This window comes from Achromobacter insuavis (assembly GCF_902859645.1).
GTDB lineage: Bacteria > Pseudomonadota > Gammaproteobacteria > Burkholderiales > Burkholderiaceae_B > Achromobacter > Achromobacter insuavis.
On the sequence record NZ_CADIJR010000020.1, the window covers coordinates 46,901 to 64,012 of the forward strand.

The 17,112-nt window shown below is 68.3% G+C and carries 10 protein-coding genes; 8 read left to right on the forward strand and 2 right to left on the reverse strand.

Features of this window, described 5'->3' with window-relative positions; all coding sequences use genetic code 11:
- Window positions 1-75: 75 nt before the first annotated feature.
- On the reverse strand, window positions 76-1,434 hold the full coding sequence (gene argA / locus H0523_RS12980; protein WP_054434388.1) for an amino-acid N-acetyltransferase: 1,359 nt from the start codon (window positions 1,432-1,434) through the stop codon (window positions 76-78).
- A 134-nt stretch (window positions 1,435-1,568) separates the two neighbouring features.
- Between argA and hrpA the strand changes: the two genes are divergently transcribed.
- The 3 genes from hrpA (at window position 1,569) to H0523_RS12995 (ending at window position 8,714) form a co-directional block, all read left to right on the forward strand.
- Complete coding sequence (hrpA, locus tag H0523_RS12985; RefSeq protein ID WP_231691927.1) at window positions 1,569-5,507, forward strand: ATP-dependent RNA helicase HrpA; 3,939 nt, start codon at window positions 1,569-1,571, stop codon at window positions 5,505-5,507.
- Between the two features lie 169 nt (window positions 5,508-5,676).
- Window positions 5,677-7,410, forward strand: a complete 1,734-nt coding sequence (locus H0523_RS12990) for an ABC transporter permease (RefSeq protein ID WP_054434392.1) — start codon at window positions 5,677-5,679, stop codon at window positions 7,408-7,410.
- 8 nt (window positions 7,411-7,418) lie between these two features.
- Window positions 7,419-8,714 carry an ABC transporter ATP-binding protein gene (locus H0523_RS12995; protein ID WP_054434394.1) on the forward strand — a complete coding sequence of 432 codons (1,296 nt, stop codon included), beginning with the start codon at window positions 7,419-7,421 and terminating at the stop codon, window positions 8,712-8,714.
- Between the two features lie 71 nt (window positions 8,715-8,785).
- On the opposite strand, the gene lpxO is transcribed toward H0523_RS12995, so the two are convergent.
- Window positions 8,786-9,685, reverse strand: a complete 900-nt coding sequence (gene lpxO, locus H0523_RS13000; protein WP_054434396.1) for a lipid A hydroxylase LpxO — start codon at window positions 9,683-9,685, stop codon at window positions 8,786-8,788.
- Between the two features lie 129 nt (window positions 9,686-9,814).
- On the opposite strand from lpxO, the gene dnaE reads away from it, so the two are divergent.
- Genes dnaE through H0523_RS13025 form a run of 5 tightly spaced genes read left to right on the forward strand, consistent with a single transcriptional unit; the run spans window position 9,815 to window position 17,106 of the window.
- Window positions 9,815-13,306: a DNA polymerase III subunit alpha gene (gene dnaE, locus H0523_RS13005; protein ID WP_054434398.1), complete on the forward strand. Its 3,492-nt coding sequence runs from the start codon at window positions 9,815-9,817 to the stop codon at window positions 13,304-13,306.
- A complete protein-coding gene (locus H0523_RS13010; RefSeq protein ID WP_054434400.1) occupies window positions 13,306-14,397 on the forward strand; it encodes a glycosyltransferase family 4 protein in 1,092 nt (363 codons plus the stop codon). The genes dnaE and H0523_RS13010 overlap by 1 nt, the downstream gene beginning before the upstream one ends.
- The gene (locus H0523_RS13015; RefSeq protein WP_054434402.1) at window positions 14,394-15,242 is read left to right on the forward strand and encodes a polysaccharide deacetylase family protein; all 849 of its coding nucleotides are present in this window, start codon (window positions 14,394-14,396) and stop codon (window positions 15,240-15,242) included. Before H0523_RS13010 ends, H0523_RS13015 begins: the two co-directional genes overlap by 4 nt.
- Complete coding sequence (locus H0523_RS13020) at window positions 15,239-15,994, forward strand: glycosyltransferase family 2 protein (protein WP_054434403.1); 756 nt, start codon at window positions 15,239-15,241, stop codon at window positions 15,992-15,994. The genes H0523_RS13015 and H0523_RS13020 overlap by 4 nt, the downstream gene beginning before the upstream one ends.
- Window positions 15,991-17,106: a glycosyltransferase family 4 protein gene (locus H0523_RS13025; protein ID WP_054434405.1), complete on the forward strand. Its 1,116-nt coding sequence runs from the start codon at window positions 15,991-15,993 to the stop codon at window positions 17,104-17,106. Before H0523_RS13020 ends, H0523_RS13025 begins: the two co-directional genes overlap by 4 nt.
- The last annotated feature ends 6 nt before the right edge of the window (window positions 17,107-17,112 follow it).

The following is a 17,112-nucleotide window of genomic DNA, read 5'->3' on the forward strand; positions in this document are numbered from 1 at the left end:
GCTTGGCGCCGGAAGGTCGCCAAGCCCCTGCGGGCACTGCGGGTAGGCCCCGGGTCAGCCCGGGGCGGCGCCGCGTTACAGCTTCTTGATGAACACCAGGCTGTTGCGCGAGCGGTTGTAGTTGTTCTGCTTTTCGCGCGGCAGGTCGGCGATGCCGCCCTGCACGAAGCCGCGTTTCATGAACCAGTGCGAGGTGCGGGTGGTCAGCACGAACAGGCGCTTGGCGCCGCTGGCGCGGGCGCGCGATTCCATGTGGCGCAGCAGGATCTCGCCTTCGCCCGAGCCCTGCCATTCGGGGTGCACGATCAGGCAGGCCATCTCGGCCATGTGATCCTCGGGGAAGTTGTGCAGCGTGGCGCAGCCGTAGATCACGCCGTCGTGCTCGAGCACGGTGAAGTTCTCGACGTCGCGTTCGATCACGCTGCGCGGACGCGGCACCAGCGTGCCGTCGGCTTCCAGCGGCTCGATCAGGCTGAGGATGGCGCCGACGTCGTCGAGCGTGGCCGGGCGCAGGTCGTCCAGCGTGTCTTCCACCACCATGGTGCCGACGCCGTCGTGGGTGAAGATCTCCAGCAGCACGCTGCCGTCCAGCGCGAACGGCACCAGGTGGGCGCGGGCCACGCCGCGCTTGACCGCCAGCGACGCGTACTGCAGGTAGGCGCCGGTTTCCTCGTCGAGCACACCGGCGGTGAGCAGGGCGTCGGCATCGACCCGGGCCAGCTCGGTGTCGACCGAGCCGTCCTCGTTCAGCACGCCCTGGCCGCTGGACAGGAAGATCAGCTTTTCGGCGCGCAGCGCCACGGCCACGCTGGTGGCCAGGTCTTCCATGGCCAGGTTGAAGGCGTCGCCGGTGGGCGAGAAGCCCAGCGGCGACAGCAGCACCACCGAGGAACCCTTCTCGATGGCGAACTTGAGCGCGTCGACGTCGATCTTGCGCACCTGGCCGGTGTGCTTGTAGTCCACCCCGTCGAGCACGCCGGTGGGGCGCGCGGTGACGAAGTTGCCCGAAATGACGCGGATGTGCGCGTGCGACATCGGCGTGTTGGGCAGGCCCTGGCTGAAGGCGGCCTCGATGTCCAGGCGGATCTCGCCGGCGGCTTCCTTGGCGCATTCCAGCGCGGCGGCGTCGGTGGGCGCCAGGCCGCGGTCGAATTGCTGGGTGAAGCCCTTCAGGCGCAGCTGTTCATTGACCTGGGGGCGCGAGCCGTGCACCAGCACCAGCCGGATGCCCAGCGACGACAGCAGCGACAAGTCCTGCACCAGCGTGTTCAGCGCCCCGGCCTGCACCAATTCACCGCCAAACGCCACCACGAAGGTCTTGCCTCGGAACGCGTGCACGTAGGGCGCCACGTCTCGGAACCATCGGACGAACTGGGCAGGGGCGAATTCGGGGGCTTCAAGGGCGGAGACGGTGTCTGGTTCCAGGTCGGGCATGATGGGTGGGGGTGTTCCTGAGAGTGGCAACAACGCGGCGAGGGCCGCGTCAACGCGCCGTCACGGGACGGCGTGGCGAAATTATATGGCCGCGGGGCGTTTATATAATAGGCAGCTAACCGGACAAATCGTACATGCCAGAATCCTCCCGCCCGCGGCCGCCCGTGCCGGCCGACGGGCCGACCCGTGCCCCCGGCAAGCCGCGCGCCGACGCCGCGGCCCCGGCGGCCCGCCAGGCGCCCCGCCCCGAGCGGCCCATTCCCGCCGTGACCTACCCCGAGGACCTGCCCGTCAGCGCGCGGCGCCAGGAAATCGCGCGCGCCATCGCCGGCCATCAGGTGGTCATCGTCAGCGGCGAGACCGGCTCGGGCAAGACCACCCAGCTGCCCAAGATCTGCCTGGAACTGGGCCGTGGCCGCCAGAAGATGATCGGCCACACCCAGCCGCGGCGGCTGGCCGCCACCTCGGTGGCCAAGCGCATCGCCGAGGAACTGAACACGCCGATGGGCGAGGTGGTGGGCTACCAGGTGCGCTTCAACGACCGCACCGGCCCCAATGCGTCGATCAAGCTGATGACCGACGGCATCTTGCTGGCCGAGTCGCAGCGCGATCCGCTGCTGCGCCGCTACGACACCATCATCATCGACGAGGCGCACGAACGCAGCCTCAACATCGACTTCCTGCTGGGCTATCTCAAGCAGCTGCTGCCGCGCCGGCCTGACCTGAAAGTCATCATCACCTCGGCCACCATCGACGCCGAGCGCTTCGCCCGCCATTTCGCCGCGTCCGAGGACAAGCCGGCGCCGGTGATCGAGGTCTCGGGCCGGCTGTACCCGGTCGAGGTGCGCTACCGCCCGGTGCGCGAGGAAGCCGAGGAAGCGGCCGCGCCGGCCAAGCCGGCCCGCGACCGCGAGCGCATGTCGGGCGACGAGGAGCGCGACCTGATCGACGCCATCGTCGACGCGGTCGACGAATGCGCCCGCCACGGCCCCGGCGACGTGCTGGTGTTCCTGCCGGGCGAGCGCGAGATCCGCGAATCGGCCGAGGCGCTGCGCAAGCGCCACCCGGCCGGCACCGAGGTGCTGCCGCTGTACGCGCGCCTGTCGCAGGCCGAGCAGGAACAGATCTTCCACCCGCGCGGCAACGCGCGCCGCATCGTGCTGGCCACCAACGTGGCGGAAACCTCGCTGACGGTGCCCGGCATCCGCTTCGTGGTCGACAGCGGCCTGGCGCGCGTCAAGCGCTATTCCTGGCGCAACAAGGTCGAGCAGCTGCGCATCGAGCCGATCAGCCGCGCATCGGCCAACCAGCGCGCCGGCCGTTGCGGCCGGGTCGGCCCGGGCCTTTGCATCCGCCTCTACGACGAAGCCGACTTCAACGCCCGCGCCGCTTTCACCGACCCCGAGGTGCTGCGTTCCTCGCTGGCCTCGGTGATCCTGCGGATGAAGTCGCTCAAGCTGGACGACATCGAGCAGTTCCCGTTCGTCGAGGCCCCGCCCGGGCGCGCGGTGGCCGACGGCTACCACCTGCTGCAGGAGCTGGGCGCGATCGAGCTGGCCGCCGCCGACGAGGGCGACGACGCCAGCCGCACCGGCGCCTCGTTCGTCCTGACCCAGACCGGCCACGAACTGGCCAAGCTGCCGGTGGACCCGCGCATCGGCCGCATGATCCTGGCGGCGCGCGAGCACCAGTGCCTGGCCGAGATGCTGATCATCGCCTCGGCGCTGTCGGTGCAGGACGCGCGCGACCGGCCCATGCAGGAACGCGAGGCGGCCGAAGCCGCGCACGCCAAGTTCGCCGACGACAAGTCCGAATTCATTTCCTTCCTCAAACTGTGGCGCTGGTACGGCGAGCAGGTGCAGCACAAGGCCTCGCAGCGCAAGCTGGTGGGCCTGCTGCGGCAGAACTTCCTGTCGCCCATCCGGCTGCGCGAATGGCACGACGTCCACACCCAGCTGGCCGCCCTGGTGGGCGAGCAAGGCTGGCGCGTCAACCAGCTCGAGGCCACCTACGAACAGCTGCACATGGCGCTGCTATCGGGCCTGTTGGGCAACATCGGCTTCAAGAGCGACGAGGGCGGCCATTACCAGGGCGCCCGCGAGATCCGCTTCCACATCCATCCGGGCTCGCGCCTGGTGAAGAAGGCCGGGCGCTGGATCGTCGCCGCCGAGCTGGTCGAGACCACCCGGCTGTACGCGCGCTGCGTGGCGCGCATCGACCCGGTCTGGCTGGAAAAGGTCGGCGCCCACCTGATCCGCAAGAACTGGTCCGACCCGCGCTGGGAGAAGAAGGCCGGCCAGGTGGTGGCCAACGAACGCGCCACGCTCTACGGCCTGACCATCTACACCGGCCGCCGCATCCAGTACGGCCGGGTCCATCCGCGCGAGGCGCGCGAGCTCTTCATCCGCCAGGCGCTGGTGCCGGGCGAGATCGACACGCGCCTGGCCTTCGTGGCCCACAACCGCAAGCTGATCGCCGGCATCGAGAAACTGGAGCACCAGACCCGCCGCCCCGACATCCTGGTCGACGACGAGCTGATCTACGCTTTCTACGACCGCCAGCTGCCAGCCGACATCTCGCAGACCGCGACCCTCGAAAAATGGGTCAACGGGCTCGACAAGGCCGCCGCCGCCAAGCTGCTGCTGACGCGCGACGAGCTGATGCGGCACGAGGCCGCCGGCGTCACCACCGACGTCTTTCCCAAGAAGGTCGAGTGGCAGGGCGTGTCGATGGCGCTGGACTACCACTTCGAGCCCGGTTCGCCGCGCGACGGCGTGACGCTGGCGGTGCCGCTGTTCGCCCTGAACCAGATCGATCCGGCGCGCTGCGAATGGCTGGTGCCCGGCATGCTCAAGGAAAAGGCGCACCTGCTGCTCAAGTCGCTGCCGCAGAAGCTGCGCCGCCACTGCGTGCCGCTGCCCGACTACGCGGCCGGCTTCTACGACCGCTGGTTCGAGCGCCTGGGCGACCCCCAGACCGGCCTGGTGGACGCCCTGATCGCCGACATGTGGGATCAGGTGCAAGTGCGTCCGGCCGCCGCCGACTTCAAGCTCGAAACGCTGCCGGCGCACCTGTTCATGAACTTCCGCGTGGTTGACGAGCACGGCCGCATGCTGGCCGCCGGCCGCAACCTGGCGCAGCTGCGCGCCGAGTTCGGCAAGCAGGCCCAGGCCACCTTCCAGCAACTGGCCGCCAGCGACACCCAGGTGGCGCAGGCGCTGGCGCACGAGAACCTGACCGCCTGGACCTTCGGTCCGCTGCCGGAAATCATGGAGATCAAGCGCCGCGGCCAGTCGGTCATCGGCTACCCGGCGCTGGTCGACCGTGGCGCGCATTGCGACCTGGACGTGTTCGACGACCCGGACGAGGCCCGCAAGGCGCACCGCGCCGGCCTGCTCAAGCTGTTCCGGCTGGGCCTGCGCGAGCAGGTCAAATTCCTGGAAAAGAACCTGGCCGACCTGACCAAGATCAGCATGCTCTACATGACGCTGGGCACGCAGGAGGAACTGCGCGACCAGATCATCGACTGCGCCCTGGGCCAGGCCTGCCTGGCCGAGCCCTGGCCGGTCAATGAACAGCAGTTCGAGGCGCGCCGGGCCGAGGGCAAGGGCCGGCTGGGCCTGCTGGCCCAGGAAGTGGCGCGCCTGGCGGGCGCCGTGCTGACCGAGTACGCGGCCCTGCAGCGCAAGCTGCCGCAGGCCAAGCCGCACGCCGCGGCCTACGCCGACCTGCAGCAGCAGCTGGGGGCGCTGATGCCCAAGTGGTTCATCCGCGATACGCCGTACGCCCAGCTGTCGCATTTCCCCCGCTACCTGAAGGCGGCGGTGGCGCGCATCGACAAGCTGCGCGCCGATCCGGGCCGCGACGCCAAGCTGGTGGCCGAGATGGCGCCGCTCGTGACCCAGTACCAGCGCGCCCGCTCGGCCCTGAAGGGGGCGCCCGACCCCCGCCTGGACGAGTTCCGCTGGCTGCTGGAGGAGCTGCGGGTGGCCTTGTTCGCGCAGGAATTGCGCACGCCGATGCCGGTATCGGTCAAGCGGCTGATGAAAAGCTGGGAGTCCCTGCAGCGCTGACGCGCGGGTCCGGGCGAGGCGGGCCGCGGCCGTCTCGCCCGAGGGATGCGGGGCGGCGCGAGCCGTCCCGTATTACACCCAGATTTCAGTCGTTTTCTGTTCAGTGACGCGTCATCTGGTTATGCTTCAATGCGCGGGCCTTCACCCCGCTCCCTGGAGCATTGCCGACATGTTCGAGCTCTTCAGCACCCGGACGCGCCCGTCCTCGTCGTCCCGCTCCTCGCCCAACCGCTGGGACTGGGCGCTTCTTCCCTTGGTGCTGGTGGTGCTGGCCGCGATGGCCTACGGCGCCTCGCAGATGAGCCGCCCCTTTGCCGTCGGCGAAGAGTTGCCGATCTCGCTGGATCCGGTCTACCTGCCGTACTACCTGCTGCGCACCATTCTGCGGATGTTCACGGCGCTGGCCTTCTCGCTGCTGTTCAGCTTCATCTTCGCCGCCATCGCGGCCAAGTTCCGCACCGCCGAAAAAGCCATGATCCCGATGCTGGACATCCTCCAGTCGGTGCCCATCCTGGGTTTCCAGGCCATCGCCATCGCGCCCTTCATCGCGCTGTTTCCCGGCAATCTGCTGGGGGTCGAGTGCGCGGCGATCTTCGCCATCTTCACCTCGCAGGCCTGGAACATGGCGTTCAGCCTGTACCAGTCGATGCGCACCGTGCCGGCCGAACTGAACGAGGCCGCGCGCGTGTTCCGGCTGTCCGGCTGGCAGCGCTTCTGGCGCCTGGAACTGCCGTACGCCACCCCGGGCCTGCTGTGGAACATGATGATGTCCATGTCCGGCGGCTGGTTCTTCCTGGTGGCGGCCGAGGCCATCTCGGTGGCCGGGCAGGACATCAAGCTGCCCGGCATCGGCTCGTACATCGCGGTGGCCATCGACGCCGAGGACGGCCGCGCCATCGCCTGGGCCATCGGCGCCATGATGGCCGGCATCCTGCTCTACGACCAATTGTTCTTCCGGCCGCTGCTGGCCTGGGCCGACAAGTTCCGCTTCGAGGAATCGCAGGCCGACGTGGCGCAGCAGTCCTGGCTGCTGGACTGGACCCGCCGCAGCCGCTGGATGCAGGCGCTGTCCAATATGTTCTGGGCGCAGATGCGGCGCGCGCTGGGCTGGTTCAGCGTGTCGTACGACGGCACCTCGATCCGGGCCCGTGCCAAGGCGCCAGACCCGCGCTGGACCCGGGTCTGGGATGCGCTGTTGGCCGCCGGCGCGCTGCTGGCCACCTACAAGCTGGTCGTCTTCGTGCACGCGGAGGTGGGCTGGAGCGAAGTGCTGCACGTGATCGGCCTGGGCGGCATCACGCTGTTGCGGGTGATGGTGCTGATCGGGCTGGCGTCGCTGATCTGGGTGCCGATCGCGGTCTGGATCGGCCTGCGGCCCAAGTATTCGCAGCGGGTGCAGGCAGTGGCGCAGTTCCTGGCGGCATTCCCGGTCAACCTGCTGTTCCCGGCGGTGGTGTTCGTGATGGTGGCGTTGAAGCTCAGCCCCAACATCTGGCTCAGCCCGCTGATCATCTTCGGCACCCAGTGGTACATCCTCTTCAACGTGGTGGCCGGCGCCTCGACCATTCCGAACGAACTGCGCCTGGCCGCCAGCAACCTCGGCCTGAAGGGCTGGCTGCTGTGGCGCCGGGTCTACCTGCCGGCCGTCTTCCCCAGCTTCATCACCGGCGCCATCACGGCCAGCGGCGGCTCCTGGAACGCCAGCATCGTGGCCGAGTACGTGTCCTGGGGCAATACCTCGCTGATGGCCGATGGCCTGGGCAGCTACATCAAGCAGATGACCGAGCAGGGCGATTTCCACCGCATCGCGCTCGGCATCGGCGTCATGAGCATTTTCGTCATGCTGTTGAACCGGTTTTTCTGGCGCAAACTGTATTTGCTGGCCGAAGACCGCGGCCGGTAGGAGTCTTCATGAATTCCAATTTCCTGATCGAACTGCACGATGTCGGCAAGTCGTTCCGCGCCGCCGACGGCACTGCCCGCAACGTGCTGGAACACGTGGACTTCATCCTGCACGAAGGCGAGATCGTGGCCCTGCTGGGCAAGTCCGGCTCGGGCAAGTCGACCCTGTTGCGCATCATGGCGGGCCTGGTCAATGCCGACCAGGGCACCGTCACCTACCGCGGCCAGCCGGTGTACGGCCCGGCGGCGGGCATCGCCATGGTGTTCCAGTCGTTCGCGCTGTTCCCGTGGCTGACCGCGCAGCAGAACGTCGAGCTGGGGCTGGAAGCCCAGGGCGTGGCGCCGGCCGAACGCGCCAAGCGCGCCGACGCGGTGCTCGACCTGATGGGCCTGGGCGGGTTCGGCGGCGCCTTGCCGCGCGAACTGTCCGGCGGCATGCGCCAGCGCGTCGGCATCGCCCGCGCGCTGGTCATGAACCCGGACGTGCTGCTGATGGACGAAGCCTTCTCGGCGCTGGACGTGCTGACCGGCGAAACGCTGCGCGACGACATGCTGGAACTGTGGGACGAGAGCCGCATCTCGACCAAGGGCATCCTGATCGTCTCGCACAACATCGAGGAAGCGGTCATGATGGCCGACCGCATCATCGTGTTCTCCAGCGATCCGGGCCGCATCCGCAGCCAGGTGCAGATCGGCCTGCCGCGGCCGCGCAACGCCGATTCGCCGCAGGTGCGGGCGCTGATCGACGAGGTCTACGCGCTGATGACGCAGCGCCCGGCGCACGACGTGCCGACGCCGCGCCAGCAGGGCCTGGGCTACCGCTTTCCGCAGACCGAAGTCGAGCGCATGGAAGGCGTGTTGGACGTGCTGGCCGAGGCGCCGTTCAATGGCCGCGCCGACCTGCCCAAGCTGGCCGAGGAAGCCGAGATCTCGGACGACGACCTGCTGCCGGCCTGCGAAGCGCTGGGTCTGTTCGGACTGGCCCAGATCGACAAGGGCGACATCTTCCTGACGCCGCTGGGCCAGCGCTACGTGCAGGCCGACCAGGGCCAGAAGCAGGCCATCTTCGGCCGCCAGCTGCTGGCGCACGTGCCGCTGGCCGCGCACATCCGCCATAGCCTGGAGCAGGAACCCGCCGGCGAGTTGCCGGAAAAGAACTTCCTGGATTCGCTGGAGGAGTTCCTCAAGCCCGACGAAGCCGAGCGCGTGCTGAAGATCGCGGTGGAATGGGGCCGCTATGGCGAGATCTACGGCTATGACTACCACACCGGCCTGTTGACCTTGCCGGAACGCGACGCGGGGTAGGGTGGGGAACGGCGGGCCGGATGGCCCGCCGTGGTGGCGTGATGACCGCGCGATCCGCGCGGTCGGCCCGATCACAGGGCGATGAAGCCCGCGATCACCAGGATGATCAGGCCGTACTTGGTGGCCTTGTAGACATTGCGGTTCCAGGCCTTGAAGGCCTTGCGCTTCTGGTCGATGACCCAGTGCGCGTGGGTCAGCTTGTTGATGGCGCCGGTCTGGTCGCCGCCGTCGTTGGGCGAGCTGGCCGCCGACATCACCACCCGGCCGAACCAGCGGTTGAAGGCCTCGGCCCAGCCCCACTTGAGCGGCCGCTCGACGTCGCAGAACAGGATGATGCGGTTCTGGTCGGTGTGGTTGTAGGCCTCGTGCACGTAGGTCTCGTCGAACACCACGCTCTCGCCGTCGCGCCAGCTGTAGGTTTCGCCGTCGACGATGATGTGGCAGCCGTTGTCGTTGGGCGTGGCCAGGCCCAGGTGGTAGCGCAGCGACCCGGCGAACGGATCGCGGTGGGCGTTGAGCTTGCCGCCCGGCGGCAGCTCGGCGAACATGGCCGCCTTGACCTTGGGCAGCGTCTTCAGGATGGCCACCGTCTTGGGGCACAGTTCCTCGGCCGACGGGTGGCGGGCGTCATACCACTTCAGGTAGAAGCGCTTCCAGCCGTACTTGAAGAACGAATTGAAGCCGATGTCGTTGTGGCTGTCGGCAGCCTTGATGCGGCGCATCTCGGCCATCTGCAGGGCCTCGTCGCGGATCGTCTCCCAGTTGTCGTCCAGCACTTTGAGCTCGGCGATCTCGCTGGTGGTCAGGTAGGGGGTCGACGGCACGCGCGAGCTCAGCACCATGAAGGCGTTGACCGGCGCGAGCAGCACCGAGTGGTCCAGCAGTTGCCGGCCCAGCGGCAGCTTGACGCGGCCACGGAAGTGCGCGAACAGGATGGCGGCGAGCCAGATCCCGGGAATCAGCCATTTCATACGTAAATCTCGTCCTGCGGCAGGTGAGTCAGGTCCAACCGCCTATTGTTACACAGGGGCGCCCGGCGGGCGGCGGCCGAATCGGCCAAAGGGCGGTTTTCGGTCTTCCGACTAGGTACAATTCTTCCTATGTCCGAAGCCGTAACAAACCCGTCCCCATTTGTTCACCTGCGTGTCCACTCCGAATTCTCGGTGGTGGACGGCATCGTGCGCATCCCCGACCTCATCAAGCGCGTCGCGAAGCTGGGCCAGCCGGCCGTCGCGCTGACCGATCTGTCGAACCTGTTCGGCCTGATCAAGTTCTACAAGGGCGCGCGCGGCGCGGGCATCAAGCCCATCGCCGGCTGCGACGTCTGGCTCAGCAACGACGAGGATCCGGCCAAGCCATTCCGCGTGCTGCTGCTGGTGCGCAACCACCAGGGCTACCTGAACCTGTGCGAACTGCTGTCGCGCTCGTTCCTGACCAATCAGGGCAAGGGCCGCGCCGAGATCCGCCGTGAATGGCTGCAGGGCCAGGACGGCCTGATCGTGCTGTCGGGCGGGCGCGGCGGCGACGTCGGCCAGGCGCTGGACGCCGGCAACGCCGTCTCGGCGCTGGCGCTGGCGCGCCAGTGGGCGCACCTGTTCCCGGGCAGCTACTACATCGAGCTGCAACGCGCCGGCATGGACGGCGACGAAGCCTACACCCAGGCCGCCATGCGCCTGGCGGCCGAGGCCGGCCTGCCAGTGGTGGCCACGCACCCGGTGCAGTTCCTGGACGAATACGAATTCCAGGCGCACGAGGCCCGCGTCTGCATCGCCGAAGGCGAGATCCTGGCCAACCCGCGCCGCGTGCGCCGCTTCACCAAAGAGCAGTACCTGCTCAGTTCCGAGGAAATGGCGCGCCGCTTCGCCGACGTGCCCTCGGCGCTGGCCAACACGGTCGAGATCGCCAAGCGCTGCAACCTCAGCCTGGTGCTGGGCAAGCCGCGCCTGCCGAATTTCCCCACGCCCGACGGCGTGTCGCTGGACGACTACCTGGTGCAGCTGTCCGAAGAGGGCCTGGAAAAGCGCATGGCCTTCCTGTTCCCGGACGAGGCCGAGCGCGCATCCAAGCGCGAGCAGTACTACGAGCGCCTGCGCTGGGAATGCAAGACCATCATCCAGATGGGCTTCCCGGGCTACTTCCTGATCGTGCAGGACTTCATCAACTGGGGCAAGAACAACGGCGTGCCGGTCGGTCCGGGCCGGGGCTCGGGCGCCGGTTCGCTGGTCGCGTACGCGCTCGGCATCACCGACCTGGATCCGATCCGCTACGACTTGCTGTTCGAGCGCTTCCTGAATCCCGAGCGGGTCTCGATGCCCGACTTCGATATCGACTTCTGCCAGGACAACCGCGAACGGGTCATCGACTACGTCAAGGAAAAGTACGGCCGCGCCGCCGTGAGCCAGATCGCCACCTTCGGCACGCTGGGCGCCAAGGCCGTGGTGCGCGACGCCGGCCGCGTGCTGGACATGCCCTACATGTTCTGCGACGGCCTGTCCAAGCTGATCCCGTTCAACCCGATGGATCCGTGGTCGCTCGAACGCACCTTGAAAGACGAGCCGGCCTTCAAGGACCGCTACGAGCAGGAAGAGGAAGTGCGCGCGCTGGTCGACCTGGCCAAGCCGCTCGAAGGGCTGACCCGCAACATCGGCATGCACGCCGGCGGCGTGCTGATCGCGCCCGGCAAGCTCACCGACTTCTGCCCGCTGTATTGCCAGGCGGGGCAGGAGAACAGCGCGGTGTCGCAGTTCGACAAGGACGACGTCGAAGCCGCCGGCCTGGTCAAGTTCGACTTCCTGGGCCTACGCAACCTGACCATCCTGGACTGGGCCGTGCGCTACGTGCGCCAGTTCAACGCCGACAAGCGCGACTTCGACGTCATGGCGCTGGCGCTGGACGATCCGGCCGCCTACAAGATCTTGTGCGACGCCAACACCACCGCGGTGTTCCAGCTGGAATCGCGCGGCATGAAGGAGCTGCTCAAGAAGCTGCGGCCCAACACCTTCGAAGACATCATCGCCATGCTGGCCCTGTACCGTCCGGGGCCGCTGGAATCGGGCATGGTGGACGACTTCGTCAACCGCAAGCACGGCCGCGCCGCGGTGGACTACTTCCACAACGATCTGGAGAGCACGCTCAAGAGCACCTACGGGGTCATCGTCTACCAGGAACAGGTGATGCTGATCTCGCAGATCATCGGCGGCTACTCGCTGGGCGGCGCCGACCTGCTGCGCCGCGCCATGGGCAAGAAAAAGCCCGAGGAAATGGCCAAGCACCGCGAGCTGTTCGAGCAGGGCGCCAAGGAAAAGGGCCACGACCCCGACCTGGCGGTCAAGCTGTTCGACCTGATGGAGAAGTTCGCGGGCTACGGCTTCAACAAGTCGCACTCGGCCGCATACGCGCTGATCTCTTACCAGACCGCCTGGCTCAAGGCCTACCACCCGACCGAGTTCCTGGCCGCCACCATGTCCTCCGACATGGACGACACCGACAAGGTCCAGATCTTCTGCCGTGACGCCCAGGACAACGGCGTCGAGGTGCTGCCGCCCGACGTCAACTTCTCGGGCTACCGCTTCGAGCCGGTGGCCGACCGGTACACCGAAAAGGGCAAGCCGCCGCGCACCATGCGCTACGGCCTGGGGGCGGTCAAGGGCACCGGCCAGGGCGCGGTCGAGGACATCCTGCGCGCCCGCAAGGAAGGCGGCCCGTTCCAGAACCTGTTCGACTTCTGCCGCCGCGTCAGCAAGCACGCGGTCAACCGCCGCACCATCGAGGCCCTGATCAAGGCTGGCGCGTTCGACACCATCGAACCCAACCGCGCCGCCATGCTGGCCTCGGTGCCGACCGCCATGGAAGCGGCCGAGCAGGCCGCCCGCAGCGCCAACCAGTCCTCGCTGTTCGGCGACGACAGCAGCGACGTGGTGGCCGGCGAACTGGCCAAGGTCGCGCCGTGGGACCTGCACAAGAAGCTGACCGAGGAAAAATCGGCGCTGGGCTACTACTACAGCGGCCACCTGTTCGACGCCTGGCGCGACGAAGTGCGCCAGATCGTGCCGATGCAGCTGGCGCGGGTCGAGCCGCAGCGCGACCTGCAATGGATGTGCGGGGTGCTGGCCAGCGTGCGCGTCATGATGACCCGGCGCGGCAAGATGGTGTTCGCGGTGCTGGACGACGGCACCGCGCAGGTCGAGATCTCGGTCTTCAACGAGCTCTACGAAAAGCACCGTAACCGCCTGCGCGAAGACCAGCTGGTCATCGTCCAGGGCAAGGTCAGCAACGATGACTACTCGGGCGGCATGCGCATCGTCGCCGAGCAGCTCTATGACCTGCAGCTGGCGCGCGAGGCGCGCGCCAAGTCGCTGCGCGTCAAGCTCAACGGCGGCGCCGACGCCGCGCGCCTGCGCCAGATGCTCAACCCGTTCCGCGCCGAGCCCGAGAACGGCATCCCCGGCGTGCCGGTGGACATCGTCTACACCAAGAACAATTTCCTCTGCACGGTGCGGCTGGGCGAGGAATGGCGCGTGCGCATGGCCGACACGCTGCTCGAGAACCTGAACGCCTGGACCAAGCCGAACGGCGTGGAGGTCACGTACTGATGCGCATCGTCCACTCGGAAGCCGCCACCAGTTTCGGCGGCCAGGAAGGCCGTATCTTCAAGGAGATGAACGCCATGCGCGCGCGTGGCCATCACCTGGAAGCCATCTGCCAGCCGAACGCGCTGCTGGCCGAGCGCCTGTCGGACGCCGGCTTCACCGTCCACACGCTGGAGATGGACGGGCCGGTCAATTACCTGAAGGGCGTCGCCACCATCCGCCGCATCCTGCGCGAGGGCCGTTTCGACGTGCTCAATACCCACAGCCGGCGCGACACCGTGATCGCCGCGGCCGCCGGCCGCCTGGCGGGCACGCCGCTGATCGTGCGCACCCGCCACCTGTCCAACAAGGTCGGCTCGCTCTGGTCGTACACGCGCCTGCCGCATCGCGTCACCACCGTCAGCGATCACGTGCGCGAGCACCTGATCGAGCGCGGCGTGCCGGCCGACCGCGTCGCTACGGTCTATTCGCCCATCGTGCTGCCGCCGCCGGTCGAGCATTCGACCCTGCGCGAGGAGCTCGGGCTGGCGCCGGACGACCTGGTGGTCGGCTGTGTCGCCGTGATGCGCGCCACCAAGGGCCACAAGGACCTGATCGACGCCATCGCGCCGCTGATGGCGACCCGGCCCAAGCTGCACCTGGTGTTCGTGGGCGGCGGCTCGCCGGTGTTCGAGCAGACCCAGGCCTATGTGGCGGAACGCGGCCTGTCCGACCGCATCCACCTGATGGGCACGCGCCGCGACGTGCCCAACCTGCTGGCCGGCTGCGACCTGTTCGCGCTGGCGACCCAGCAGGAGGCGTCCGGCACCGTCTACGTCGAAGCGCAGGCCAGCGGCCTGCCGGTCATCGGCACCGACGTCGGCGGCGTGTCCGAGATGTTCCGCAACGGTGAAACCGGCATCCTGGTGCCGCCCAAGGACCCGGCCGCGCTCACCGCCGCGCTCGAAAGACTGATCGACGACGCCGCGCTGCGCCAGCGCATGGGCGAGGCCGGCCGCAAGATGGTCTGGGAAGAGGGCGTGTTCTCGCCCGCCCGCCTGGCCGAGACCACCGAGGCCGTCTACACCCGCTGGCTGGCGGAGCGGCGTCGATGAACGCGCCCAACGTCCCGGTGCTGATGTACCACCACGTCACGCCGGCCGGCGGCATGATCAACGCCATGCCCGACGTGTTCGAGGCCCAGATCGCGCGCCTGGCGCGCGCCGGCTACCAGTCGCTGTCGACCGATCAGTTCGCCGCCTATCTGGCCGGCGCGCCGGCGCCCGAGCGCTCGGTGCTGATCACCTTCGACGACGGCTATCTCAACAACTGGGTCCACGCCCATCCGGTGCTGGCGCGCCACGGCATGCGCGCCGTGCTGTTCACCATCACCGGCTGGATCGGCGACGGGCCGGTGCGCCCGCACGCCGGCCAGGGCCTGCCGCTGCCGGCCACGCCCGACCATGACGCCAGCAAGAAGCTGATCGCCGAAGGCCGCGCCGACGACGTCATGCTGCGCTGGAGCGAAATCGAGGCGATGCGCGCCGCCGGCACCTTCGAATTCCATTCGCATACCCATACCCACACGCGCTGGGACAAGGTCTGCGGCGCCGACGTCGACGCCAAGCGCGCCCACATCGCCCAGGAACTGGCCGATTCGCGCGAGACGCTGACGCGCCGGCTGGGGCAGGCCAGCGACCACCTCTGCTGGCCGCAGGGCTATTTCGACGCCGACTACGTGGCGGCCGCCCGCCAGGCCGGGTTCCGCCACCTGTACACGACCGACCCGTTCGGCCAGAATGCGCCCGGCGCCGATCCCGGGCACATCTACCGCTTCGCGGTCCGCAACCAGGGCGGCAGCTGGCTCAACCGGCGCATCTGGCTGTCGCGCGATCCCTTCTGGGGGCCGCGCTATCACGCCTGGAAAGCCTGGAAAAAGCGTCTTAGGAATCGCGGATGAAGTTATCAGTCATTGTCATCACCAAGAACGAAGCGGCCAACATCGCCGACTGCCTCAAGTCGGTCGCCTTCGCCGACGAGCTCATCGTGGTGGATTCGGGCAGCACCGACGGCACGGTCGAGCTGGCGCGGGCCCTGGGGGCGCGGGTCGAAGTGACGGCCGACTGGCCCGGGTTCGGCCCGCAGAAGAACCGCGCGCTCGACCTGGCCACCGGCGACTGGGTGCTGTCGATCGACGCCGACGAGCGCGTCACGCCCGAACTGGCCCGCGAGATCCAGGCCACCCTCGCCGCGCCGCGCGGCGACGCCTACGAGATCGCCCGCCTGTCGAACTTCTGCGGCCGCGACATCCGCCACAGCGGCTGGTGGCCCGATTACGTGCTGCGCCTGTTCAAGCGCGGCGCCGCGCGGTTCAACGACGTGGTGGTGCACGAACGCGTGGTGCCGGCCGACGGCCGCGCGCCGCTGCGGCTCGAAGGCCACTTCCAGCATTACCCGTACGACAACCTGGACGCGCTGATCACCAAGATCAACCGCTACTCGTCCGACGCCGCCGCCATGATGTACGCCAAGGGCCGCCGCACCTCCGTGCTCGGCGCGCTCGGCCACAGCTTCTGGACCTTCGTGCGCATCTACCTGATCCGGCGCGGCTTTCTCGACGGCCGCCATGGCCTGGTGCTGGCGGTGACAGCCGCCTCGGGCAGTTTCTTCCGCTATTCGAAGCTGATGTTCCTGGCCGAGAAGAACAAGTGAGAATCCTCTACACCAACTTCCACGCCAACAACGGCGGGGGGCACGTCACCTACATCATCAACCTGGCGCGCGCCCTGGCCGCCGAGCACCAGATCACGGTCGCCGCGCCCGCCACCAGCCGCCTGTACCGCTACGCCAAGGCGATCCCGGGCGTGACCGTGGTGGAAATGCGCTACACCACGCGGCCGTCGTCCTGGTTCAAGGACCGCGCGCGGCTGCGCCGCCTGATCAAGGACGGCCGCTTCGACATCATCCACGCCAACGGCTCGGCCGACCACAAGCAGGTGATGCTGGCGACGCTGGCCATGCCGCGCCGCCCGCGCATCGTCTTCACCAAGCACAACGACCATCCGGTCGCCAGCTTCGGCCACAAGCTGCGCGTGGCGCTGGCCACCGACCACAGCATCGCGGTCAGCGACTACATCCATGGCCTGCTGGCGGCCTCGCCCTACGGCAAGCGGCCCATCACCACCATCCGGCACGGCATCGACACGCGCTTTTTCGCGCCGCCGCCGCCCGACAGCCTGGACAAGCTGCGCGAAATCTTCTTCGGCCCGGACTGGCGCGGCAAACTGCTGCTGGGCAGCGCCGGCGGCACCGACTACGACAAGGGCTGGCTCGACCTGGTGGCCGCCGTGGCGGCGCTGCCGCCGGGCGACCGCGAGCGCGTGCTGCTGCTGGTGGCCGGCGACCCGCCGTCCGAGGCCAAGCTCGACCGCGTGCGCGAGCTCGGCATGATCGACCAGGTGCGTTTCCCCGGCCTGCTCGACGACGTGCGCGCGGCGCTGGCCTCGTGCCACGCCGGCTTCGTGCTGTCGTACCGCGAGGCGCTGTCGTTCGCCTGCCGCGAGATCATGGGCCTGGGCCTGCCGGCGCTGGTGACCGACGCCGGCGGCCTGCCCGAGAACGTGACCGACGGCGTCGACGGCTGGATCGTGCCGGTGCGCGACGTGGCCGCCATGACCGCGCGCCTGCGCCTCATGCTGGATGACCCGGCGCAGGTGCGGACCATGGGGGCGAACGCCCGCCAGACCGCCGAGCGCGACTTCAACCTGGCGCGTTTCGCGCAAGCCACGGTCGACGTCTACCAACGTACATTGGGCGGACACTGAGCCTCT